This window comes from Sphingomonas pruni NBRC 15498 (assembly GCF_001598455.1).
GTDB classification, from domain to species: Bacteria; Pseudomonadota; Alphaproteobacteria; order Sphingomonadales; family Sphingomonadaceae; genus Sphingomonas; species Sphingomonas pruni.
Window position 1 is genome coordinate 14,454 of record NZ_BCYZ01000019.1, and the last position, 22,436, is coordinate 36,889.

Here is a 22,436-nt window from a genome sequence, read left to right on the forward strand (position 1 = left end):
CGCCGCTAGCCCTTTTTCTCCGCCGCCGCCCTTAGCCCGTCCAGCGTCGCGGTGGGGGTGATCGCCTGGCTGTCGAGATGGCAATGCAGGATCGCGGGCTTGCCGCTGGCGAGCGCGCGTTCGAAGGCGGGGGCGAATTCGGCGGTGGTCGTCACCGTCTCGCCATGGCCGCCATAGGCGCGGGCAAGGGCGGCGAAGTCCGGATTGGTGAGGTTGGTTGCCGAGATCCGGCCGGGGAAGGTCCGCTCCTGATGCATGCGGATCGTGCCGTAAATGCCATTGTCGATCAGTACGACGATCAGCGGGATGCCGTGATGGACGGCGGTCGCGAATTCCTGGCCATTCATCAGGAAGTCGCCGTCGCCGGCGATGGTCAGCGCGATGCTTTCGGGCTTTTGCCGCTTGGCCATTACCCCGGCGGGCAGGCCATAGCCCATCGACCCACTGGTCGGCGCCAGCTGGGTGCCGAAATCGCGGAAGCGGTAATAACGGTGGATCCAGCTCGCGAAATTGCCCGCGCCGTTGCAGATCGTCGCATCGGGCGGCAGCCGGTCGCGCAGCCACGCCATGACGTCGCCATATTGAAAGTCGCCCGGCACCGGCGGTGGGGTGTCCGACCAAGCCAGGTAATCGGCGCGTGCCGCCTCGCGATTGGCGGACCATGTTGGATTGGCCTCAATGCCATCGAGCGCGGCGAAGAAGGCTGGCGGAGTGGCGTTGATCGCGAGCACCGGCTGGTAGACGCGGCCGAGTTCTAGCGGATCGGGATGGACGTGGACGAGCTGCTGCCCCGACGCAGGAATGCCAAGCAACGTATAGGATTGCGAGGCGATTTCCGACATCCGCCCACCGATCAGCAGGACCAGGTCGGCGGCCTTGATACGCTCGATCAGCTTGGGGTTGGGCGCGAGACCGAGGTCGCCGATGAAATGCTCGTCGGTTGCGGGGAAGAGCGGAGCGCGGCGGAATTGCGCGGCGACGGGCAAATCGAAGCGGTGCGCGAAGTCGACCATCGCGTCGCGCGCCTCTGGCGTCCAGCGCGAGCCGCCGACGATCGCAACGGGGTTTTTGGCGGTCGCGAGCAGTTCGCCGAGCCGGTCGATATCGGCCGGCGCCGGGGCGGTTTCCACGGGATCGACGCGCGGGGCGTCGGCCACTTCCGCCATCTCGTCGAGCATGTCCTCGGGGAGCGCGATGACCACCGGGCCGGGGCGTCCCTGCATCGCGATGCGGAAGGCGCGGGCGATGATCTCCGGAATGCGCGCGGCGTCGTCGATCTCGACTACCCATTTCGCCAGCGCGCCGAAGGTGGCGCGATAGTCGAGTTCCTGGAACGCTTCGCGATCGCGCATGCCGCGCTCGATCTGGCCGACGAACAGGATCATCGGCGTCGAATCCTGCATCGCGATGTGCAGGCCGGGGGACGCGTTCGTGGCGCCGGGGCCGCGCGTCACGAAGCAGATGCCGGGGCGACCGGCCAGCTTGCCATAGGCTTCGGCCATCATCGCAGCGCCGCCCTCTGCGCGGCAGGTGAGCAGGTCGATTCCACTGCCGATCAGCGCATCGAGCACCGACAGATAGCTTTCGCCGGGCACGCAGGTCGCGCGGTCGACGCCCTGCGCCACCAATTGGTCGACGAGGATGCGTGCGGCTGTCCGTCCCGAAGTCTGGCTCATGCGATGTGTACCGCCTTGGTGGTCAGATGCGCCATGATTCCCTCCGGTCCATCCTCCGAGCCGAAGCCCGATTCCTTCATCCCGCCGAACGGCGCGTCGGGCCAGGTCATCCGGACCTGGTTGATCGCCAGCATCCCGGCCTCGACCGTCTCGGCGAGCAGGTTCTGGCGGCGGCCGCTCTCGGTGAAGCAATACGCCGCAAGGCCGAAGGGCAGACGATTGGCTTCGGCGATGGCGTCTTCGACCGTGCCGAACGGTCGGATCAGCGCGAGTGGGCCGAACGGTTCGTCATTCATCGCCTTCGCTTCGAGCGGGATGTCGGCGATCACGGTCGGCTGGAAGAAGAAGCCGCCATCCTTCGCCTCGCGCTCGCCCCCAGCCAATACCCGCGCGCCGCTGGCCCGGGCGTCTTCGACCAACGCCGCGATCGTGTCGGGCCGGCGAGGATTGGCAAGGGGCCCCATCTGGCTGGCGGCATCAAGGCCGCTACCGATCTGCATCTTCTTGGTGCGCTCGGCGAAGCCCTGGACGAACTTCTCGTAGATCGTTTCCTGGACGTGGAAACGAGTCGGCGCGACGCAGACCTGGCCGGCATTGCGGAACTTGTGCGTCACGAGAATATCGAGCGTCTTTTCGAGATCGCAGTCGTCGAACACCAGCACCGGCGCGTGACCACCCAATTCCATCGTCATCCGCATTACGCTATCCGACGCCAGCTTCATCAGATGCTTGCCGACAGGCACCGATCCGGTGAAGCTAAGTTTGCGCGTGACCGGCGATGCAAGCATGTGGCGCGAGAGCACGTCGGGTACGCCGAACACGATCTGCGCGACATTGCCGGGCAGGCCGGCATCCTGGAAGCAGCGCATGATCTCGACCGCCGAGCCCGGGGTCTCTTCGCTCGGCTTGAGGATGATCGAGCAGCCCGCGGCGACCGCCGGCGCGATCTTGCGCACGACGTTCAAGGCGGGAAAGTTCCAGGCGCAGAAGGCGGCGACCGGGCCGACCGGGTGGTGCAGCACCATCGAGCGCATACCCGGCGCACGCATCAGCACGCGGCCATAGACGCGCACCGCTTCGCCGGCATGAAATTCCAGCATCGCGGCGGCGGCCATGACTTCGCCCTTGGCCTCTGCGACCGGCTTGCCTTCTTCCATCGTCGCAATGCGCGCGATCGTATCGGCACGTTCGCGGACCAGGGCGGCGGTCTTGTTGAGCAGGGCAGCGCGCTGCTCGGGCGTGACCGCACGCCACGCCTCGAACCCCTTTTGCGCAGCGGCGAGCGCCCGGTCGAGGTCGGCTGCGGTCGCCAGCGGCAGGTCGGCCTGGCCCGCGCCGGTCGCCGGGTTGAGCACCGAATGCGTGTCGCGGCCGTCCCCGCTCAGCCACTCGCCGTCGATATAGAGGCCGAGTTTGGCGGAATAGGTCATGGCGGACTCCTGAAGGCGGGGGATTTGCCGCCCATCTAGGGTTCCGATCCGTTCGGGGCAATCGTAACGCTGGCGGTCGTTTTTGTTTTCAGCGGAGCTGAAAGGATTGCGGCACCGGCCCGCTCCCCCACCCGGCCTCCCATACAATATCCTGATTGGGAGGCCGGGTGGGGGAGCGGGCCGGTGCCGTTCCAGCGAAGCTGGAAAAGTCTCCGCCGTCAGGCAACAGGTGCCGGATCGTCCTCGACCAGCTCGCGCCATAGCATGACCAGCACCGCCATCGTCGCCGGTCCGACGAACAGGCCGAGTAGTCCCAGCGTCTCGACGCCGCCAAGGATGCCGACCAGTGCCCAGAAGAACGGCAGGCGCGTCGCGCTGCCGATCAAGGCGGGGCGGACGAAATGGCCGGCGATGAACTCGGCCGCGAAGCCGATTACTACTACGGCGATCGCGGCGCCGGGCGATCCCTGACCGAGCAGCAGCAGGGCAGCGATGCCGAAAGCGACCGGCGCGCCGAACGGGATCATCGCCGCGATCGCGGTGACCGCGCCGAGCAGGATCGGATGCGGCACGCCCAGGAAGAAATAGACGATGGTCATGACTACGCCAAAGCCGAACCCGACCAGCACCAAGCCGTCGATCGTCCCGCGTACCGAGGCCAGCGCCTGCTGACCCATCCGTTCGCCCTGCGGACCGAGCAGCTTCGCGCTGGCGGTGCGAAACTGGGCCGCCAGCGCATCGCGGTCGCGGATCAGAAAGAACAAGGCGATCAGGGTGAATCCGAACACAACCGCACGATGGATGAGTCCGAAACCGAGCAGCCGCGCCTGCGCGCCGAGAAGGCTGTGGCTCAAGGTCTCGAAATGATGATGCGCCGCCTCCGGATCGGACAGGTTGGTGCGCCACCAATCGGTCGCCTCGGCGCTGAACGGGAGGTTGGCGAGCCAGCCGGGCGGCGACACGCCATATTCCTGCGCCGCCTTCACCCAGATCGCGACGTCATGCGCCTCGCGCGCCGCCTGCGCGATGCCGATCGCGATCGGCGCCAATACGATCAGCGCGAAGCCCAAGGTGAAAGCGGCCGCGACCAGATTGGGCCGGGGGAACCGCCGTTCGGCGCGCTGGACGAGCGGATCGACCGCAACGGCGATGACCACCGCCCAGACCAGAACAGGGAGGAAGGCGTGGATGACCCACAGGCCAAGCAGCCCGAGCAGGATGATCAATGTAAGCCGCGCTGCGGATTGGCGCTTGGGCGGTAAGGACGTGCCGGTCATTCGGCTATAGCCTCCAGGCTGAATCCGCGCGCGAAGCGGCGTTGTTCGATCCGCCCCGCGTCGAGCACCCCGGACAATGCTTCCAGCGCGGCGTCGAGATCGTGGCGGCGCCCGCACAGGAACATGTCGACCGCGGCGTATCCGCGCTCGGGCCAGGAATGGATCGAAATATGCGATTCGGCGAGCAAGGCGATCCCCGTCACGCCCTGGCCGGTGCCGAACCCGTGGACCTTGAGGTCGAGCAAAGTCGCATCGGCCGCGGTCACCGCCGCGCGCAACGCCGTCTCGATCCGCGCCTCATCGTCGAGATGATCGCAGTCGAACAGGTCGGCTAGAAGATGCGTCCCGCTGAAATCCACGATGCTGTCTACGTCAGCACTGACCGATAGGGAATGGAGAGATGCGTCATCGCATCCTCGGCGGCGCGGATGCCGCGATACTGCGCTTCCTCGAACAGGGACAGGCCGCTCAGGTCCGAATGCGCGAAGAACAATGGCGGGCGCGGGGCGGCGGCGGCTTCGCGGCGGCCATCCCAGAAATAGCCCGGGACGGGCCGGATCATGGCATGGCCCCAGCGCCATACGTCGATCCGCCGGATTGCGCTCCTCAGGTCCGGATTGGTGCGGAGCAAGTCGTCGCGGACCATGTCTTGCCAATAGGCCAGCGGGCGGTCGAGCAGCTCGCGGCGCGCATCGGCGGGTGGCATGTCGGACAAAGGCAGATACCAGCTCAGCACCGTCGCGCGCGGCACGCGATCGAGCGATTGATGCGTGTCGACGACATAGCCGAGCGATCGGCTGGTCCAGGACACATTGTCCCACGCGACCTCGAACCCCGGTCCCGCCGGCATCCGGTCGACCGTGACCGCGGCGACGACCCAGGGCGCATAGTCGAACCCAGTTGTGGGCGGCGCATCTTTGGTCAGCCGCGCGCTGACGAAATGCGGAGTCGCCAGCACGACCGCCTCGGCTTCGACGCGGAGGCCGCGGCCGCTCGCGACGTCGAGTGCGTCGATCTGTACGCCTTTATCAGTGCGAGCAACCCGGTGGATGATCTGCCCGCAATTGAGATGATCCTTCAATCGCGCCGCCATGCGGCCGACGAGATGGCCGTTACCCTCGGGCCAGGTCAGCATCGTGTCGGGATCGGCATTGGCGGCATGGCCGCGGCGGCTGGCGAAATAATGCACACCCGCCCAGGCCGAGACCTGGTCTGGCTCGGTCCCGTAATCGTCGCGGCAGGCGTAGCGGACGTGCGCGCGCAGTATCGGTGATTTCCACCCTTGCTGGTCGAGCCATTGGGCGAAGCTCAGCCGGTCGAGCGCGAGCAGATCGGGATCGCGCGAACTCAATTCCATCGGGATGGCGAAAGCAGGACGTCCCTGGGAATCTCGTCGGTCCTGATAGGACTTCATCGCGGCGAAGAACGCCTTCAAGTCGTGGACGTCGGCCTCGCTCAGCCCCTTTTGCGGGACCAGCCCCTCCTGCCATTTGCCGAGATAGAGCAGGCGCTCCTCGGGGTCGGCAACGAGCTGATAGGGATCGTAGACCGGCTTGCCGTCCTGCCAGCCGGTGATGATGCCGAGCTGTTCGAGCAGATGGATGACGCCCTTCGCCTCGGCATTGGGCAACGGCAGATAATGCGCGCCGAGCGGATAGGCGGAGACATTGTTGCGCCCGCTCCGCGCATTGCCGCCGGTGCGGTCCTCGAGTTCGAGCAGACGGAAATCCTGCACGCCGGCATCGGCCAGCGTCCATGCCGCTGCGAGCCCGGCGACGCCGCCGCCAACGATCGTGACCTTGGTCCGCACCGTTTCGCTGGGTTCGGGGAATTTGCTGCCGCGCAGGCGGTGTCCGCGGCGGAAATCGGCGCCACCCAGCGCGCCGGGGATCGTCTCGTCGTGTGGGGCGAGCGCGATCGCGCCGGCGCCGATCGCCGCTGCGCCCGCGACCGATCCGGCGATCACATTGCGGCGCGACCAGCTCATCAGCCCTCGAACACCGACCATTCGGCGTCGAATTCGCGGACCAGGGCCTGGTTGTCGAGCCGGTTCACCGGGGTCGGGCGCCGCGCCATGTCGGGCGGGAAGAAAAAAGCGAGGGTATCGACCCTGGGGGTCAGGAATCGCAGTCCCGCAGGCAGTGCGCCGGGCGCACCGATCGGGCCGTTCGAGGCGAGGACGAAGCCCCATTCGCCGAAGCTCGGGACATAGACGTGATAGCCGCGCGTGGTCAGTCCGGCCGCTTCCAGCGTGGTGGCGACGGTCCAATAGGCCTTTGGCGCGACCAGCGGCGAGGTGCTTTGGACGCTCAGCATCGCGCGGGGATTCAGCGCGCGGGCCAACTCGCGATAGAAGCTCACCGTGTAGAGCTTGCCGATCGCGAAATTGGTCGGATCGGGGAAGTCGACCAGCACAGCATCGAATTTGCGCTGGTTGGTCCGCAGCCAGCTGAAGGCGTCGGCGGTGACGACATGGACCTTGGGCGACAGCAACGACCCGTGATTGAGCGCCACCAGCATCGAGCTCTTGCGAAAGAGCGTCGTCATCGCCGGGTCGAGATCGACCAGCGTCACCGATTGTACGGTCGGATATTTGAGGATCTCGCGCACTGCCAGGCCGTCACCGCCGCCGAGCACCAGCACGTCGCGCGGGCTGGCGACGCGGCTCAACACGGGATGCACCAACGCTTCGTGATAGCGATATTCGTCGCGCGACGAGAATTGCAGGTTGCCGTTGAGGAAGAGACGGAGGTCCTCGTTGCGCTTGGTGATGACGATGCGCTGGTACGGCGTCGCGTCGGCGTAGATGATCGGGTCGCCATAGGCCGCGACCTCGGCCGTGCGCTCGATCTTCTCGGACGCGACGAAGCCGGCGGCGAGGGTGATCGCGACCAGAACCGCGACGAGCAGTTCGATCGTCATCCGGCGCCGCTGCGGCAGCATCACGATCACCGCGATCGCGACGCCGACGTTGAACAGGCCGAACAGGAAGCCGGTACGGATCAGGCCGAGATGCGGGACGAGCAGCAACGGGAACAACAACGAAGCGGCGAGCGCGCCGACATAGTCGAAGGTCAGCACTTTCGAGACCAGGTCGCTGAACTCGAGCCGATCCTTGAGTATGCGCATGAGGAGCGGGATTTCGAGCCCGACGAGGAAACCGATCGCGAGCACCAGGCCATAGAGCGGCAGGCGGAAGTCCTGGACGCGATCGAACAACAGGAACAGGAGCGCCGCCGATGAGCCGCCGATCGCGGCGATCAGCACTTCGACCCGGACGAAGGTCGCGAGCTCGTTCTTGCGAACGTAGCGCGAGCACCATGAGCCCATGCCCATCGCGAACAGATAGGTCCCGATGATCGTCGAGAACTGGGTAACGCTGTCGCCGAGCAGATAGCTCGCCAAGGTTCCGGCGAGCAGTTCGTAGATCAGGCCGCAGGTCGCGACGACGAACGCCGAGGCCAGCAGCAATGCACCAGTACCGGAGGGGATGGCGCGGCGGCCCTGTTGCTCGATCATATTGGTTCAGCCGTCATGCCGGACTCGTTCCGGCATCCAAAGTACAACAACGGCTGGATTCCCTTGTGGAGGGCTGGTGTTCGAGCGGGATCGTGTCCCCCGGACACGATCTTGGCTTGCCGGGGGCAAGCCAAAGCTCGAACACGGAACACGTCCGGGGTGACGAAGCGCGTCGTTTGACTGGAAAGATTCGATCCTGCCGTTCAACCATGAATGGCGGCGGCGATGATCATGGCGACGGCGATCGCGATCGATCCGGTGAAGATCGCCAGCGCGACGTTCTTTTCGCGGCAGATCTCTCCCCACATGTCGACCGGGCTGATCTTGTCCCACAGCCAGAAGCCGCCGATGAAGATCACCAGGCCGATCGCGGCATAGAGCAGCGTTGCGACGAGCACGGGGATGGAAATCATGGTCCAATCCTTTCGTTACTTGTGGGTGGGGCCGAAAGAATGGTGGCGGCCGGACCCGCCGAACCAGCCCGATCCGCTGTAGCCGCCATCGCTGCAGTCATCGTCGCTGCAATCGTCGCTGGAGCCTGAATAATAGCCGCCGCCGCTGGGGCTCGACCCGACAATCGCCGATACCGGCGGTCGCGCGCCGGCGGCGACGAAGGGGGAATAGCCGTCGCTGATCGCCTTGCCCGCGAAGATCAGGACGCCGAGGCAGTAAAGGCCGTACAGGAGGACATGCCGGTTCATCAATTCGCCGTTTTCCCTCTCATCGCGGCTTCAGTCGTCACTTGCGTAGCCGGGCGCCTTGCGGCGCTTTTCGAATCCGAAATGCTTGAACAGCACGATTACCGGCCAGGCCACGATCATCAGAAAAGCAAGAAACGACACGCCGCCGAATGCGCCGCCGCGTTTGACCGTGATAGTGACCGGCGCCGTTGCGGCGCCGGGGTCCGCTCCCGTCGTGGCGATGCGGTCGCCGGGGTCTCTGGACCTGTGGGCGAAAAAGGCCCGCTCTTCATCCGTCGTCGGTACCGAGTCGCCGCCGCGCCTGTTCCAGCGGTGCGCCACCAATGTGACGCTCAGATCGTATCGACCGCCCGGCATACTCGACAGCGCCACCTCGTCACGCGGATCGCCATGACTCCAGGCCCCGTTGCTGTCGTTGCCGGCGTAGTGTTCCACGGTCGTGTAAGAGCGGACGCTGCGCTGCGTCGCCTCGTTGGTCAGCGTATAGTCGACATTGACCCAGGCATTGTCGATCGATCCCGCATCGGCCTCGATCGCGACGCGTGACCGACCCGCAGGCAAGACGATCCCCCGGATCACGACATTTCGTCCCGCAGCGTCGAATGCCACGCGGGACGTGAGCTGGATGATCTGCTGTTCGTGACCGCCCGCGTTGGAAACCATGCCGAGCAGGAACAGGGCGACCAGGCCGACAACCACCGCTTCGGCGAATTGCCGCTTATAGGGGGATGGCTCATGCGGGGCGGGGTAGCGGTAATTGCGGCGGCGCGGGGGTATGCCGAACGCCTTTTCGGCGACGCCCCAATCGAGCATGTCGAGCCGGGTCCAGGTCCGCTCCGTCTCATATTCTTCGCAGGACAGCATCGTACCCGGACGGACGAAGTCCGTCTCTGTGACGGTTTCACCTACAGCGATGCGCCAGTAGAACTCGCCGACGACGAAGGTGACGCGCACCGGATAGGGTCGGCCAAACCGTGAATAAGGGCGCCGATCGAGCAAGAGAAGGCTGCCGAACATCGTCTTGGGCAATTGGTCGAGCATGATACCCAGGCTGAATCGGCGTCCGTCGTCGACCAGAAAAGCATAGCCCTCATACGGATTGAACAGCAGATATTCGGCCCAAAAGACGTCCTCGTCCGTCCGCTCCATATAGCCGACGACTTCCCACACGTGGCCGTTGAGCGTGCCGCGGGTGCCGAGCGGGATTTGCGGTTGCTTGAGCGCGTGATTGGCGCGCGCGATGACCTGGAGCTCGGGGCTGGTCGCGTCGAGCGTCGAGCCGCAATGTTCGCACAATATGCTGACCGTCAGACCTTGCGCGCGCACATTGACGATACCGCCGCAATTGGGACAACTCAGCGCCCGGACGGTCGAGCGCGGCGGCGCTGGCGGCGCTGGCGGCGCGGGCGCGACGGGCACCGGCGACGGTTGTCCGGGAACGGGCACCCCATCGCTCATGCGGCGAATGCCGGCATTGGCCAGCCCTCGAACGACCGCAGGCCGGTGACGTGGAGACCGTCGAGCGCCGTGTAGCGGCCGGTATAGATCTCGACCTCACCGTCCGTATCCTTCTGGATGCTCGCGCATCCGCCGTCGGGAGTCATCAGGTCGACGCTGACGGCGGACAGGCCGAGCGGCGCGTGGAACGGCAGCTCGCCTTCGCTGGCGACGCACGTCACTTGCTTGGCATCACTCGCGATATATTCGATGCCGTTGATGGTGATCGGCGTGCCGACCGCGATCAGGCGGCCCGATTTGACCTGGTCGACCAGGACTGACGCAATCGCGTTCTCGGCGACCTGGCGGAGCATCATGTAGCGCCCCGAGGATTCGCCGACCCAGCCGGTCGATCCATCATCGAACAACGCGAGCCATTCGTTCCACGCGCCGTCGGCATAGCGCCAGCGGACGCGGCCGACCAATTCGAAGCGACGGTCGCCATCGCGCCCGCGCACGCCCAATTGCAGCGGACTGACGTCTTCGGGCACCTCGGCGACCTTGCCGATCGCCTGAAGATTACCGCCGGTGCGTAACACCGAGCTATGGCAATAGTCGCACACCTTGACCGGCAGGTCGTTCGACCCGAACCGAATCGGGGCGCCGCAATTGGGGCAATTGGTTTCGATCACTACGTCGCGATCAAATCTTGGCGAGCAGGGCAGTCTTCTTGGCGTCGAACTCTTCTTGCGTAATCGCGCCCCCCACCATCAATTTGTGCAGCTTCTCGATCTGTTCGTACGGATCGGCTTCGGGCGGCGACACGCCCGCTGCGCCGACGCCGCGCAGTCCGCTCACCATTGTCTGGCTGAGCGCCAGGCCGGCCGCGGCGCTGGCGCCGATCCCGCCCAGCCCCCCTGGATTGGCCGCCGCCGTCTGGATCGAATCCGCCGCCTGGAACTTGGCATATTGATCGAGGTTGCCGAGCACCCGCATCGAGCTGCCCTTGTCGAGATATTCCTGGACGTCCTCGGGAAGCGACACGCTCTCGACGAAGAAGGTGCGGCACGTCAGGCCCCATTCCTTGAACCCGGCATCCACCTCGGCCTTGATCTTCGCCGACAGCGCCTGCTGGTTGCCGGCCAGGTCGATGAACGCGATCTCGCTGCCGCCGAGCGCGGTCGCGATCGCGGTATTGATGACGGCACGCAATTGCTGGTCGAGGTCGGTGACGGTCAACCGGTCGAGTGAGCCCATCATCTTGACCGCGAACGTCGCGACATCCTCGATCCGGAACGAATAGCTGCCGAAGGCGCGGATGCGCAGCGGCCCGAATTCCTTGTCGCGCACGGTGATCGGCTGCGGCGTGCCCCATTTCAGCCCGGTCTGCTCGCGCTGGGTGAAGAAATAGACGTCGGCCTTGAACGGGGATTTGAAGCCCTTGTCCCAGTTCATGATCGCCGTCAGCAGCGGCAGGTTCTGCGTGGTCAGCGTATGCTGGCCGGGCTCGAAGGCGTCGGCCAGCTTGCCCTCGTTGTAGAACATCGCGACCTGGCCTTCGCGCACGGTCAGCTGGCCGCCATTCTGGATCTCGCGGTCCTGCATCGGATAGCGGATGGCAAGGACGCCGGGCTCGTCGACCCAGTCGATCACGTCGACCAGTTGCTTCCTCAGGAAATCACCCAGACCCATCGCGTATCCTCCAAAGATACCCCCAGTTTATCAGGCTTTGGCGTCTTCGCGAGAGCCGAATTTTTGGCGAGCGGGAGTTCCGGACACATACAGCCGATCCACGTCGATAGCGCATGTGTCGATTCGAAGGCCGGATGCCCCGTTCGTAACAATACGAATGCCCGGAGGGATAACGGCCTGACACGATAGTGGGCATGTCGAGCTCTCGATCCCTCAAGCTCTCGCGTCGCTCGCTGATCGCCGCCGGTGCGGCCTTTGCCGTAGGCGGAGTGTTTCCAGTCGCGCGGGCTGCGTCCACCTCGGGGCGCTTGATCGAGTTGCCGGCCATCGCGTCGGCGCATGCCGCGCCGCGTCGGATCACTGCCTGGCTACCGGCAGAATACGATCGAGTGAGTTGGGGATTTCCGGTCATCTACCTGCATGACGGCCAGCTGATGGCCGACCCGAAGGGGGGTACCATCCAGGCGGCGATCGCCGGCACGCTCACGGACCTGGTCGAGCGACGGACCGCGGAACCGGCGATCATCGTCGGAATTTGGAGCGGCGCCGACCGTCTTCGTGAATTCTGCCCCGCGGCATTCATGCCGGCGCTGCCGGCGACCACGCGAACAAGCGTCGAAGACGCGTGCCGGGGCCCTGCTTTGTCCGAAGGCTATGTTCGTTATCTGGCCGAGGAGTTGAAACCGGCGATCGACCGCTTGTTCCGCACTCGTCCCGCCCCGGCCGATACGTCCGTCCTCGGAACCGGAATGGGCGGGATGGCGGCGCTTTATGCGGTGGGCCGGCGCCCCGATCTGTTCGGCAATGCCGCCTGGATCGCCGGTGCGCGCCCGCTCGTTCCCTATGGGGAGGCGGCCCTGTCCGACGAGGAAGTCACCGGCGTCGAACGTGCGTTCGAATACGCTTTCGACCGCATCATCCCCGAGGCGGGACGGCACCGCTTCTATCTCGATTATGGCGACTGCGGCACCGATCTGTTCGCGTACCCATTCCAAGCGGCGGCGGACCCCGTACTATACGATCGCGGCTACCGTCGGGGCAGGGACCTGCTGCGCGAAGGCGCCCCGCATCCTGATTTTCGTCGCGTTTCCGATGACGAAAAACTTCGCGCGGCGCTTTCGCTTCTTCTTCGCCCTAGCGGCTGTTCGCCGCGTCCCGGCCAAGATTAAGCGTTGAACCGGCCCGCGATCAGGAGCCTTCCCGGGCCCATCCGCGCGAGCACGGCCGCGAGATCGCTTTCCGACACGGCGAAGCATCCCTCGCTACGCCCCAGCACGCCGGTACCGCGTGCGATCTCGGCGCTGACATATTTGGCCGAATGGATCACGATCGCACGCGCCTCGGCATTATTGTTGGTCTCGTCCAACCCAGCCAGCCGCACCGACCGGCCATGCTTGCCGTTATAATAATCGACCGTCCGATAGGCGCCTTCGGAGGTGCAATAGGATCCGGGATCGTTCGAGAAGCGCCGCAGCCAGCCGCTATGCGCAGGGTCCGAGCCTCGGCCATGCGCGACCAGGAAGCTTTCGACCGTCCCGGACGCCATATTCACCAGATGAAAACGCTCCGCCGAGGACGGCGTGGAGAAATCGGCGATCGCCACGATGTCGGTCTGCGTGATCTGTCCCGCCCTGCGGCGCAGTTCGGCGTTTGCGATGCCGATCCACCGCTTGCTGGAATCCGCGGCGAAAGCCCGCGGCGTAACGAGGCCAACGGCCGCCGCGCCGGCGGCAGATGCCAGAAATGTTCGACGATCCATACTCAACTATCCCGCTCAAGAGCGAGTAATTTAGGGTCCGGGGCGGCCAATTCGCTAGGGTCGAGATTTCTGCCTGCCCTACTTCGGCAACGCTTTGTCGGGCGCGCTTTCGAGTAGCGCCCCGCGCGACTGCGCCGTTGCGGCAAGGGAATCCGGAAGGATGAGTACGGTAGCGCCAGGCTCCAGAATGCCCGCGATCGTCTCCTTCATGCCCGCGGGCAGCGTCACATCCTGCCCGGTCTCGGAGGCGAGCGGCTTCGCCGGATCTTGTCCGGGCAACGGCAACCGCATCCAGTGATCGCCCGCGGCATCGCGTGCCTGCAGCATATAGGCGGCGGGCCGCTCGACCGGATTGGCCAAGCTGGCCGGCGCGGATCCGATCTCCTTGCCGTTGCGCAGCACGATGAGCTTGCGGTCGCTCGCGCTGATTACCACCGTGACGGGGCCGCCAGGAGCAAGCTCGGGAAACCAGGTCACGCCATCGCCCGCCGGCGCCACCTCAGGCGATTGCGTTCCCAGCGTCGGCGCCGGGACGAAGCGTGGCAGTTCGGGGCTGTCGGTGATGACCACCACCGTTCCGAGCCGTGTCTCGCCATAGAGCAATTTGGCAAAGGGGTGGGGCAGGCGGATGCAACCATGCGAGGCGGGGTAGCCGGGCAGGGTGCCGCCGTGCAGCGCAACACCATCCCAGGTGAGGCGCTCCATGAAGGGCATCGGTGCGCTGTCGTAGAGGCTCGAAAAGTGCGTTACCTGCTTTTCGAGGATGGTGAACACGCCGGTCGGTGTGCGGCGCCCGGCACGTCCGGTCGATACGGTCGACACGGCGATCGGCACGCCGTTGCGATAGACGACGAGGCGCTGGGTGGTCCGATTGATGATGATCAGCATCGGTCCTGCGGGGGCGAGTTGCGGCGCCCATAGATATTGACCCGCCTTCAACGCGCGGACGGCGTCCATGACGGTGCCGCTCTCCAGCGATTGGGCGCGCGCCGGCGGCACGATTGTCGAGCTCAGCCCCGTCAGCAGAGCAAGCGCGCAGATTGCGCTCATCCCTGTGCCCCGCCGTTGGCTGGACCATGATTGCCACATTGCGAACATCGCCTCAGGCCGCGAGCTGATCGAACGCCTCCAGGGCGTGCGCCGCATACATAACCGACGGCCCGGCGCCCATGTAGATGGCAGTCGCCATCGTCTCGAGTATCTCCTCGCGGCTTGCCCCTTTCTTGGCGGCGCCTTCGGCATGATAAGCGATGCAGGGCGAGCAGCGCGTTGCCACCGCGATCGCCAGGGCGATCAGTTCCTTGGTCTTGCCGTCCAGCGCAGTGCCGCCATGTGCTGCCCTGGCCATCTCCGAAAAGCTCTTCATGACGTCGGGCGCGCCATGGCGGAGGTCGCGCACGCCGCCATTCATGTTTTCGATCAACTCACGCCAGTCCTCGATCACATCAGCTCTCCGGTAAAAGTCGTCAGGCGTCGCCGCCGGCCGCCAGGGGAGGTCGGCCGACGGCGACATTCGGCCCCGGGGATCGCAGGTCGGGGCCGATGGGACATTCAGGCCTTGATCGCGATCGTCCGCTTTTCCGCGGCCGCCTTTTGATCCTTGCCGATCGTGACGGTCAGCAGGCCGTTCTTGAAGGACGCGGAAACGGAGTCGCGATCGGCATCCTTGGGCAGCGTGATCTGGCGGCTGAACGCGCCATAGCGCCGCTCGCTCATCAGGCAGCCGCCTTCTTCGCTGTCCTTGCTTTCGGATTTCTCACCCGCGATGCTCAGCACGCCGGCCGTGAGTTCGATCGTCACGTCCTTGTCGGTCATCCCCGGCAGTTCGGCGGTCAGGCGATAGGAATCGCCGCCATCGACAAGCTCCATCGGCGGGACTGGCGTGCCGCGCGATCCGAAATTGAAGATGCTGCGCGCCGGTTGCCCGAAATCCTCGAACAGGCGGTCGATCTCTCCGCGCAGCCAGGTCATCGGCGTCTGATCGAGAAATGGCGATGCCGGTGCCTGGCGGGCGGCGATGGGCTTGGTGATCTCATTCATGACGGGTCTCCATTCTTCGGGTCGCTCAAGCGAAGACATTCTTCTTGGAATCGACCCCGATCGGTTTGGACGGGACCGGGCGCTGTTCCGGAGCGATCGTTCGCGCGTGCAAAGTGGGGGTGCCAGCTGGTGGGCACGATGAAAGCGTCCCACCAGGCCGTCAGCCATTCGAGCGGCTTCAGCAACATCTCGTGACATACCAGCCAGAGATCCTCGGCATTATCGCGTCGCGCCTGTCGGGGCGGCTGAACCATCGCTATTTCTCCGCGTCGAGCAGGCACTGGGCTACGAGGGAGCCTCGGCCGCCACCATTGGGAATGGTACTTAGCGGCGCGGCTGGCTGGATCGGCGTCAAGGAATCAGAACGGCGGCGCCTTCCAGACGACCCTCGCGGACCGCTGCCAGCGCCTCGTTCGCCTCTTCCAGTTTGAACCGGGTGACGCTGGTTCGAACGGGGACCTTGGGAGCGATGTCGAGAAAGACGAGTCCGTCCTCGCGCGTCAGATTGGCAACGGAGAGGATCGATCGCTCGCCCCACAGGTCGGCATAGGGAAAGCTTGGAATGTCGCTCATGTGGATCCCCGCGCAGACCACGCGGCCGCCTTTCCTGACCGCCTTGAGCGCGATCGGAACGAGCGCGCCGACGGCCGCGAAGATGATCGCCGCATCGAGCGGTTCGGGCGCTGGTTCGTCCGAACCCCCGGCCCAGCGGCAACCGAGCTTCAGTGCGAAGTCCTGGGCTTGCCGGTCGCCCGGTCGGGTGAAGGCATAGACAGCGCGTCCCTGCCAAACGGCGACCTGCGCGATGATATGCGCCGCCGCGCCGAACCCGTAGAGGCCGATCGCCTTGCCCTGGCCGGCCATGACCAGGGATCGGTAGCCGATCAATCCCGCGCAGAGCAGCGGTGCCGCTTCCGCGTCATCATAGGCCGGGGGTATCGGCAGGCAGAAACGGGAATCGGCGAGAACGTGGCTTGCATACCCTCCATCCCGCGTGGCCCCGGTGAAGGTCGGCTGGTCGCAAAGATTCTCGTGCCCCGACCGGCAATAGGGACAAATACCGCAGGTTCGCCCGAGCCAGGGCACGCCGACCCGATCGCCGATGTCCAAATGGGTGGAACCCGGGCCGACGGCGATCACGCGCCCGACGATCTCGTGGCCCGGAACGACCGGGTAACGCGCCGTGATTTCGCCGTCCGCCACGTGCAGGTCGGTGCGGCAAACACCGCAGGCGGCGACCTTGATCAAGACGTCCGTGCCGATCGGTTCGGGAATCTGACTGGTGGTTAGCCGAAGCGGTCGACCTGGCGCATCGATCACCATGCGAGTCATATATGCCATCGTCGTGCCTCGACATTGGCTCGGGGCATTCGACGACCGGTCATGAATGCTTCCGCGAGCTAAGGCCTACTGTACCTCAATGCGAGCGAGGGCGGTGTTCGTAACTTCCCTCATCGCCCATGCGTAGAACTACCAAGTTCTCCGCCGGCCTGCCTCGCCTAACGGTTGGCGATCGGGGCACAGGAGCCAGAACCGAGTGACGACAACTCCAACGCTCTCCTTTCACGGTGCGGCGCACACCGTCACGGGTTCCTGCATGGAATTCTGCCATGCGGACAAGCGTATTCTGGTCGATTGTGGCCTTTTCCAGGGGTCCCGGACGTTGGAAACGTTGAACCGCAGCCCCTTTGCGTTCGATGCGAGGCAAGTCGACGCCGTCATCCTGACGCACGCACATATCGACCATTGCGGACTGCTGCCGCGCCTGGTGGCTGAGGGCTTCGCCGGCGACATCTGGTGCACCGAACCGACGGCCGCGCTGCTCGAATATATGCTCGCGGACGCGGGCCGTATCCAGGAAGGCGATGCCGCGCGACGCAATCGGCGCAAGGATCGCGCCGACCTCCCAGACATCGTGCCGATCTACACCGAGCAGGACGCGATCACCGCATGGAAGCAGACGAGGGAAGTCGCACTTGAAGAATGGTTCGAGCCCGTGGCTGGCTTCAAGGCGCGGCTGTGGAATGCCGGCCACATCCTGGGCTCGGCGTCTGTTGAACTGTCGGTCGGGGACACGCATATCCTCTGTTCGGGCGACCTCGGGCCGAAGAACAAGGCATTCTACGCCGACCCCGAAAGCCCGGCGGCGTTCGATCATGTCATCTGCGAATCTACCTATGGCGACCGCAGGCGCGACGTTGTGACGCTCGCCGAGCGCAGGACCTTGCTGGAAATCGAGATCAAAGCCGCGCTGGCGCGGGGCGGAAACCTGATCATTCCCGTTTTCGCGCTCGAACGAACGCAGGAATTGCTGCTCGACCTGGCCATGCTGATCGAAACGAAGCGCATCGCGTCGGTTCCGGTGTTCATCGACTCGCCGCTCGCCACTCAGGCGACCGGCGTGTTCGCAAGATATGCCGACACGCTGGAGGATTTGGGTGGCGAGAACATCTTTCGTAACACCGCCTTTCATTTCGTCGACGCAACCGCGGAGTCGATCCGGCTCAACAGCGTATCTGGGGCAATCATTCTGGCGGCGTCGGGCATGTGTGAAGCCGGGCGCATCCGGCACCACCTCAAACACAACCTTTACCGGCGGGACGCGACAATCCTGTTCGTCGGATTCCAGGCTGAGGGCACGCTGGGCCGCGTGATCCTCGATGGCGCCAAGCGGGTAAGGATCTGGGGTGAGGACATTGTCGTGCGCGCGCAAATCCGGCGGATCGACAGCTATTCCGCGCATGCCGATCAAGGCGACCTCATGGCCTGGCTCGAAGCTCGTCAGCCGATCGCCGGCAGCTTGTTCCTCGACCATGGCGAAGCCGCGTCGATAGAGGCACTTCGACAACTCGCTTCGACACAGCGGCTCGCGCCCGTCGTCATCGCTCCCGAATTGGGAGAGACCTATAGTCTCGCGGCCGGCCAGCCGGCCCGGCGCACGAAGACGGGCGACCCTCATTTGCAGGAGGCGATCGGACGGGATTGGCAGAACAGTTATGCGGACTTCGCGGCGAACCTGAAGCGCGAACTCGCGGAGATCGCGGACGCGCGATCACGCGAGCGCGCCGTCGCCGACATGCGAAAAGTACTCGACAGCTACAAGGAAGCCCGCGCCGAGCAGGCGTTTCGGCGGCGCGGCCACTGATGCATATTGTTACCCTGTCAGGCCGCGCGCGGCCGATGAGGGTGGCGGCGGCTGCGATGCTTCGATTAGCGCATGCCGACGGTAGAGGTTTGCCTTGACCGATCTGCTGATCTTCTTTGCCATCGTTTTTGGAGTGAACCTGCTCCCGGCGTTCGGGCCGCCGACCTGGTCGATCATCGTGCTGTATTGCCTGAACACTCGACTACCCATCCCGGCTCTCGTGATCGTCGGTGCCTTGGCGGCTGCGAGTGGTCGTTTCCTGCTCGCTCAGAGCTTCCGGCTATTGGCCGGACGCCTGTCCGACAGAACGCGGCGCAATCTTGCCGCCGCGCACGCCGCGCTCATGCAGCGTAAACGAAACCTCGTCCTGGGTTTGGGGCTTTTCGCGCTCTCTCCATTGCCGTCGGCCCAACTCTTCGAAGCCGCGGGGTTGGCGCGAATGCGGATTCTCCCGTTCACCGCCGCCTTCTTCGCGGGCCGACTCGTTTCCTACTCGATCTATGCGCTGAGTGCTGGGCAAATCCGCGAGACCAGCATTGGTGACGCGTTCCGCCGCCACCTTACCAGCCCGGTGGGCATCCTTCTCGAACTGGCAATGCTCGCAGGGCTCGTTGCCCTCGGCCGAGTCGATTGGGAGCGATGGTTACGTCGTTCCGGCTAACGCGCCGTTTTGGCCTCACTCCGCCCCTGCTTTCGGCGGTCGCGCTTTCTCGAAACGCGCGGCCACGTCAACCCTATACCCGGCGAGATTTGGCACGCTGAAACGCGCCGATGTGCCTATCGGGAACGCAACGGGACGATGCGGAACGCGATCGTGCCGGATGGCACGCCCTCGGGCAGGTTCAGCGAGAGATTGCGCGTGACGACCCGGGCGCCGTTGGATCTGTCGATCCGTGTGGTCCCCGATGCGTTCAGCGGCACCTTGTGCCCGTCGATCGACAGGCTCGCCTTGGCCAGCGCCGGCGCATAATCGGCATAAACCTCATAGCCAGCGGGATTGTTGCAGAATTCCTTGAGTGCGCCGAGGGACACCTCGCCCGGTCCGGTCGGGGTGACGGCGATGTCGGTTTCGGCACGGCAGATCACCGGCACGACGCCACTGATCTCCACTGCGTAGCCAGACGTCGTGGAGGTTTGCGGCGCAGTCTTCGCCTTCCCGCTCGTCGCGGCGCAGGCGAGCGCGGCGACCGCGGCGCTCAATGCCTTCCCCATATCGGCAACCCTTGCTTGTTATTTTCTTTTTGGGCGCCAACCACTCCCGCACGATTCCGTTCCCCGATATGTCGCTAAAGATCGAAAAATATCATTTCGATACCGACATGTAGACGGCCTTTCTCGGATGGAGTGCGGGCAAGGAAGGCCGTCTGCCCCGTCGATCGGCTACGAATATCGCCGGCGTCCGCTGCCTCTCCTGCGGTGGGATCAACGCTGCGCCTCCCGCCTCCCCGAGGCCGTGGCAGGGGTTATGGCATCAGCCGTTTACGCCCCTGCGAAAGGTGCCAGCGCATCGCGAGCGCTGCGCCGTCGGCGTCCCGGGCCCGGATCGCTTCGACGATCGTCCGGTGTTCGGACAGCATCGCCTCGATTGCCTCTGGAGGCCGCGACCGGGATATGTCGATGCCCGCCTTCATCACCCGATCCATGTCCGCGAACATATGATCGAACGCCGAGACGAAAGCAGGGTTGGATGTGCCGAGCGCGATCGCGCGATGGAGTGCCATATCCTCCAGATGCGCCGGTCCGCTCGACAGCAAGGCCTTTTCCAGACGTGCCATCTCCTGCTCGATGACCTGCATCTGCTCCGCCGAGCGGCGCGCGGCCGCGAGCCGCGCGGCCTCCGCCTCCAGAACGAACCGTACCTCATAGCTGCCAAGCGTCGAGGAGAGTTCCTCCATCGGCATATGCGCGACCAGCCGCTCCGACGGGCGCCGCTTGACGAACGAACCGGCGCCTCGCCGCGCTTCGGTGATGCCGTCGGAGGCCAGCCGGACCAGGGCTTCGCGGACGATCGTGCGCGAGATGCCGAACATCTCGGCGAGCGCAGCTTCCGACGGCAAGCGGTCGCCGACCTCCAGCCGGTTCCGATTGATGATCTCGACGATGCCCGTATAGGCGCGGTCGGCCAGGCGGCTCTCGCTCATCTTTTGGCTCTTCGGGCTTTTGACCGTGCCGCCGCTGTGGACCCCCAGTGCATCACAGCAGGTAGCTCGCGCCCAGCACGCAGGCCAGACCGACCACCGACACGACCGTCTCCAATACCGACCATGTGCGGAACGTGTCCGCCGTGCTGGTGCCGAGATATCCCTTTACCAGCCAGAAACCCGGATCGTTGACGTGCGAGAATAACACCGATCCGGCACCGATCGCGAGCACGACCCATTCCGGCGACGCGCCGCTTTTCGCGACGACTCCGCCCATGATGCCGGCGGTCGTGATCGTCGCCACCGTGGCGGAGCCAGTCGCCAGCCGAATGCCCACCGCCACCAGCCAGGCGAGCATGATCGGCGATAAGGCACCGCCCGCTGCGACCTTGGCCAGCAAATCCGACAGTCCGGCACTTACCAGCACTTGCTTGAGCGCGCCGCCCGCGCCGATCGACAACAGGATCGTACCGGCCGGGTTCATCGCGTCCGTCCAGATAGTCCTTTGCACCGCCGCATCGCCGACGCGGCGCCCGAACAGGAGCGGCAACGCCACGATATTGGTCAGCAGCAGCGCGAAGACCGGGTTGCTCGCGAAGGTAAGCCAGCCGACTGATGAGGCGGCATGGGCTGGCAACAAGGCCGGTATCTGGCCGGCCGCGATCAGCACGACCGGCATCAGGACAACCGCGAGCGATATTCCCAATGCCGGCGCGGCTTGCAGAGGTTCGCTAAGTTCGATCGACGGAGCGCTCAGCGTAACTCCTCGCGCGGTCAGCCGTGACAGCAACGGGCCGGCGATGACCGCTGTCGGGATCGCCACGACGAGACCATAGAGAATGGTCCGCCCGAGATCGGCATTGAGTGCGGTGACGGCCAGAAGCGGTCCCGGATGCGGTGGTACCAAGGCATGAACGACGGAAAGACCGGCGAGGGCGGGAAGCATCAGCCGCAATTTGCCGGCATCGCCGTTCGGGCCGTTGGGCAGGTTCGCGGCGGCGGTTGCGAGGATGGGCAGCAGAAGCACCAATCCCGTCTCGAAAAACAGTGGCAGCCCGATGATCAATGCGACCAGCAAGCTCGCCCAGGGCGCACCGGCATTGCCCGCCAGCCTCAAGCCGCGGCGCGCCAGCGACGCGGCGCCATCCGACAGTTGAAGCATCGCGCCCAAGGACAGGCCAAGCGCCACGACCAGACCCGTTCCGCCGAGAATATCGCCGCCGCCCTTTTGAATCGCTGCCGCCGTGGCGACGGGCGACATGCCAGCGCCCAAGCCGGCGACGAACGCACCGCATAGCAACGCGATGAAGGGGTGAAGGCGGCCCTTGACGATCAAGACGACCGACAGGCCGATGCCGAACACGGCCGACAGGATCAGGCGGATATCTTCGGGCGTCATGATCGGGCGCGCCCGCATCGGGTCGGCGAGCAGCCCGCCCTTCTCGCGCGGGCAACATCCTTCGCCATCCTTCTTCCCCTCCGATATGATGTTTGGTCGCGACTGCCAGCTTCGATCGAAAATTTCTGTATGACAGATTTCGCCTGGTCGCTACGAAAAGGCGCTGTTTGATGACCAAAAGACCCGGAAAGAGGTTGAATCTGTCCAACCAATCATGCTC

The 22,436-nt window shown here is 65.0% G+C and carries 22 protein-coding genes; 3 read left to right on the forward strand and 19 right to left on the reverse strand.

The features are described 5' to 3' along the window. Nucleotides 1-5: 5 nt before the first annotated feature. The 11 genes from SPR01S_RS07755 to SPR01S_RS07805 form a co-directional block, all read right to left on the reverse strand. Complete coding sequence (locus SPR01S_RS07755; protein ID WP_066587509.1) at nucleotides 6-1,676, reverse strand: thiamine pyrophosphate-binding protein; 1,671 nt, start codon at nucleotides 1,674-1,676, stop codon at nucleotides 6-8. Further along, nucleotides 1,673-3,106, reverse strand: a complete 1,434-nt coding sequence (locus SPR01S_RS07760; protein ID WP_066587511.1) for an NAD-dependent succinate-semialdehyde dehydrogenase — start codon at nucleotides 3,104-3,106, stop codon at nucleotides 1,673-1,675. The genes SPR01S_RS07755 and SPR01S_RS07760 overlap by 4 nt, the downstream gene beginning before the upstream one ends. Nucleotides 3,107-3,324: 218 nt before the next feature. Beyond that, on the reverse strand, nucleotides 3,325-4,383 hold the full coding sequence (locus SPR01S_RS07765) for an AI-2E family transporter (RefSeq protein WP_066587519.1): 1,059 nt from the start codon (nucleotides 4,381-4,383) through the stop codon (nucleotides 3,325-3,327). Further along, entirely contained in the window at nucleotides 4,380-4,742 is a 363-nt protein-coding gene (gene speD, locus SPR01S_RS07770) for an adenosylmethionine decarboxylase (RefSeq protein WP_066587521.1), read from the reverse strand. Before speD ends, SPR01S_RS07765 begins: the two co-directional genes overlap by 4 nt. A gap of 8 nt (nucleotides 4,743-4,750) precedes the next feature. Continuing rightward, nucleotides 4,751-6,370: an FAD-dependent oxidoreductase gene (locus SPR01S_RS07775; RefSeq protein WP_066587523.1), complete on the reverse strand. Its 1,620-nt coding sequence runs from the start codon at nucleotides 6,368-6,370 to the stop codon at nucleotides 4,751-4,753. Then, complete coding sequence (locus tag SPR01S_RS07780) at nucleotides 6,370-7,902, reverse strand: polyamine aminopropyltransferase (protein ID WP_066587525.1); 1,533 nt, start codon at nucleotides 7,900-7,902, stop codon at nucleotides 6,370-6,372. Before SPR01S_RS07780 ends, SPR01S_RS07775 begins: the two co-directional genes overlap by 1 nt. A gap of 203 nt (nucleotides 7,903-8,105) precedes the next feature. Continuing rightward, nucleotides 8,106-8,315, reverse strand: coding sequence for a DUF350 domain-containing protein (locus SPR01S_RS07785; protein WP_066587532.1), 210 nt, complete (start codon nucleotides 8,313-8,315; stop codon nucleotides 8,106-8,108). A gap of 15 nt (nucleotides 8,316-8,330) precedes the next feature. Then, complete coding sequence (locus SPR01S_RS07790; RefSeq protein ID WP_066587534.1) at nucleotides 8,331-8,603, reverse strand: hypothetical protein; 273 nt, start codon at nucleotides 8,601-8,603, stop codon at nucleotides 8,331-8,333. Between the two features lie 30 nt (nucleotides 8,604-8,633). Next, nucleotides 8,634-10,061, reverse strand: a complete 1,428-nt coding sequence (locus SPR01S_RS07795) for a DUF4178 domain-containing protein (protein WP_066587536.1) — start codon at nucleotides 10,059-10,061, stop codon at nucleotides 8,634-8,636. Then, a complete protein-coding gene (locus tag SPR01S_RS07800) occupies nucleotides 10,058-10,732 on the reverse strand; it encodes a DUF4178 domain-containing protein (protein WP_066587539.1) in 675 nt (224 codons plus the stop codon). The genes SPR01S_RS07795 and SPR01S_RS07800 overlap by 4 nt, the downstream gene beginning before the upstream one ends. 10 nt (nucleotides 10,733-10,742) lie before the next feature. After that, nucleotides 10,743-11,732: an SPFH domain-containing protein gene (locus SPR01S_RS07805; RefSeq protein ID WP_066587541.1), complete on the reverse strand. Its 990-nt coding sequence runs from the start codon at nucleotides 11,730-11,732 to the stop codon at nucleotides 10,743-10,745. A gap of 194 nt (nucleotides 11,733-11,926) precedes the next feature. Between SPR01S_RS07805 and SPR01S_RS07810 the strand changes: the two genes are divergently transcribed. Then, nucleotides 11,927-12,901 (forward strand): alpha/beta hydrolase, encoded by a 975-nt coding sequence (locus tag SPR01S_RS07810; protein WP_066587544.1) that lies wholly within the window; start codon nucleotides 11,927-11,929, stop codon nucleotides 12,899-12,901. On the opposite strand, the gene SPR01S_RS07815 is transcribed toward SPR01S_RS07810, so the two are convergent. From SPR01S_RS07815 to SPR01S_RS07835, 5 genes are all read right to left on the reverse strand, one after another. After that, complete coding sequence (locus SPR01S_RS07815) at nucleotides 12,898-13,491, reverse strand: murein L,D-transpeptidase catalytic domain family protein (protein ID WP_066587546.1); 594 nt, start codon at nucleotides 13,489-13,491, stop codon at nucleotides 12,898-12,900. The genes SPR01S_RS07810 and SPR01S_RS07815 overlap by 4 nt on opposite strands. A gap of 78 nt (nucleotides 13,492-13,569) precedes the next feature. Next, nucleotides 13,570-14,541 (reverse strand): L,D-transpeptidase family protein, encoded by a 972-nt coding sequence (locus SPR01S_RS07820; RefSeq protein WP_066587548.1) that lies wholly within the window; start codon nucleotides 14,539-14,541, stop codon nucleotides 13,570-13,572. A 52-nt stretch (nucleotides 14,542-14,593) separates the two neighbouring features. Continuing rightward, nucleotides 14,594-14,935 (reverse strand): carboxymuconolactone decarboxylase family protein, encoded by a 342-nt coding sequence (locus SPR01S_RS07825; protein WP_066587651.1) that lies wholly within the window; start codon nucleotides 14,933-14,935, stop codon nucleotides 14,594-14,596. 107 nt (nucleotides 14,936-15,042) lie between these two features. Continuing rightward, entirely contained in the window at nucleotides 15,043-15,531 is a 489-nt protein-coding gene (locus SPR01S_RS07830) for an Hsp20/alpha crystallin family protein (RefSeq protein ID WP_066587556.1), read from the reverse strand. Nucleotides 15,532-15,882: 351 nt separating this feature from the next. After that, entirely contained in the window at nucleotides 15,883-16,872 is a 990-nt protein-coding gene (locus tag SPR01S_RS07835) for a zinc-dependent alcohol dehydrogenase family protein (protein ID WP_066587558.1), read from the reverse strand. Nucleotides 16,873-17,128: 256 nt separating this feature from the next. Here SPR01S_RS07835 and SPR01S_RS07840 point away from each other — a divergent pair, with 256 nt between their 5' ends. Together SPR01S_RS07840 and SPR01S_RS07845 are read left to right on the forward strand one after the other, a co-directional pair. After that, nucleotides 17,129-18,676 (forward strand): MBL fold metallo-hydrolase, encoded by a 1,548-nt coding sequence (locus SPR01S_RS07840; protein ID WP_066587559.1) that lies wholly within the window; start codon nucleotides 17,129-17,131, stop codon nucleotides 18,674-18,676. Between the two features lie 94 nt (nucleotides 18,677-18,770). After that, nucleotides 18,771-19,337: a hypothetical protein gene (locus SPR01S_RS07845; RefSeq protein WP_066587560.1), complete on the forward strand. Its 567-nt coding sequence runs from the start codon at nucleotides 18,771-18,773 to the stop codon at nucleotides 19,335-19,337. 116 nt (nucleotides 19,338-19,453) lie between these two features. Here the strand turns inward: SPR01S_RS07845 and SPR01S_RS07850 are convergent, their stop codons facing one another. The 3 genes from SPR01S_RS07850 to SPR01S_RS07860 all read right to left on the reverse strand — a co-directional run bounded on the left by SPR01S_RS07850 (nucleotide 19,454) and on the right by SPR01S_RS07860 (nucleotide 22,216). Further along, nucleotides 19,454-19,888, reverse strand: a complete 435-nt coding sequence (locus SPR01S_RS07850) for a hypothetical protein (protein WP_066587562.1) — start codon at nucleotides 19,886-19,888, stop codon at nucleotides 19,454-19,456. Nucleotides 19,889-20,139: 251 nt separating this feature from the next. Further along, nucleotides 20,140-20,817 carry a FadR/GntR family transcriptional regulator gene (locus SPR01S_RS07855; RefSeq protein ID WP_066587564.1) on the reverse strand — a complete coding sequence of 226 codons (678 nt, stop codon included), beginning with the start codon at nucleotides 20,815-20,817 and terminating at the stop codon, nucleotides 20,140-20,142. Nucleotides 20,818-20,869: 52 nt separating this feature from the next. Further along, nucleotides 20,870-22,216, reverse strand: a complete 1,347-nt coding sequence (locus SPR01S_RS07860; RefSeq protein WP_066587652.1) for a GntT/GntP/DsdX family permease — start codon at nucleotides 22,214-22,216, stop codon at nucleotides 20,870-20,872. Nucleotides 22,217-22,436 lie beyond the last annotated feature (220 nt).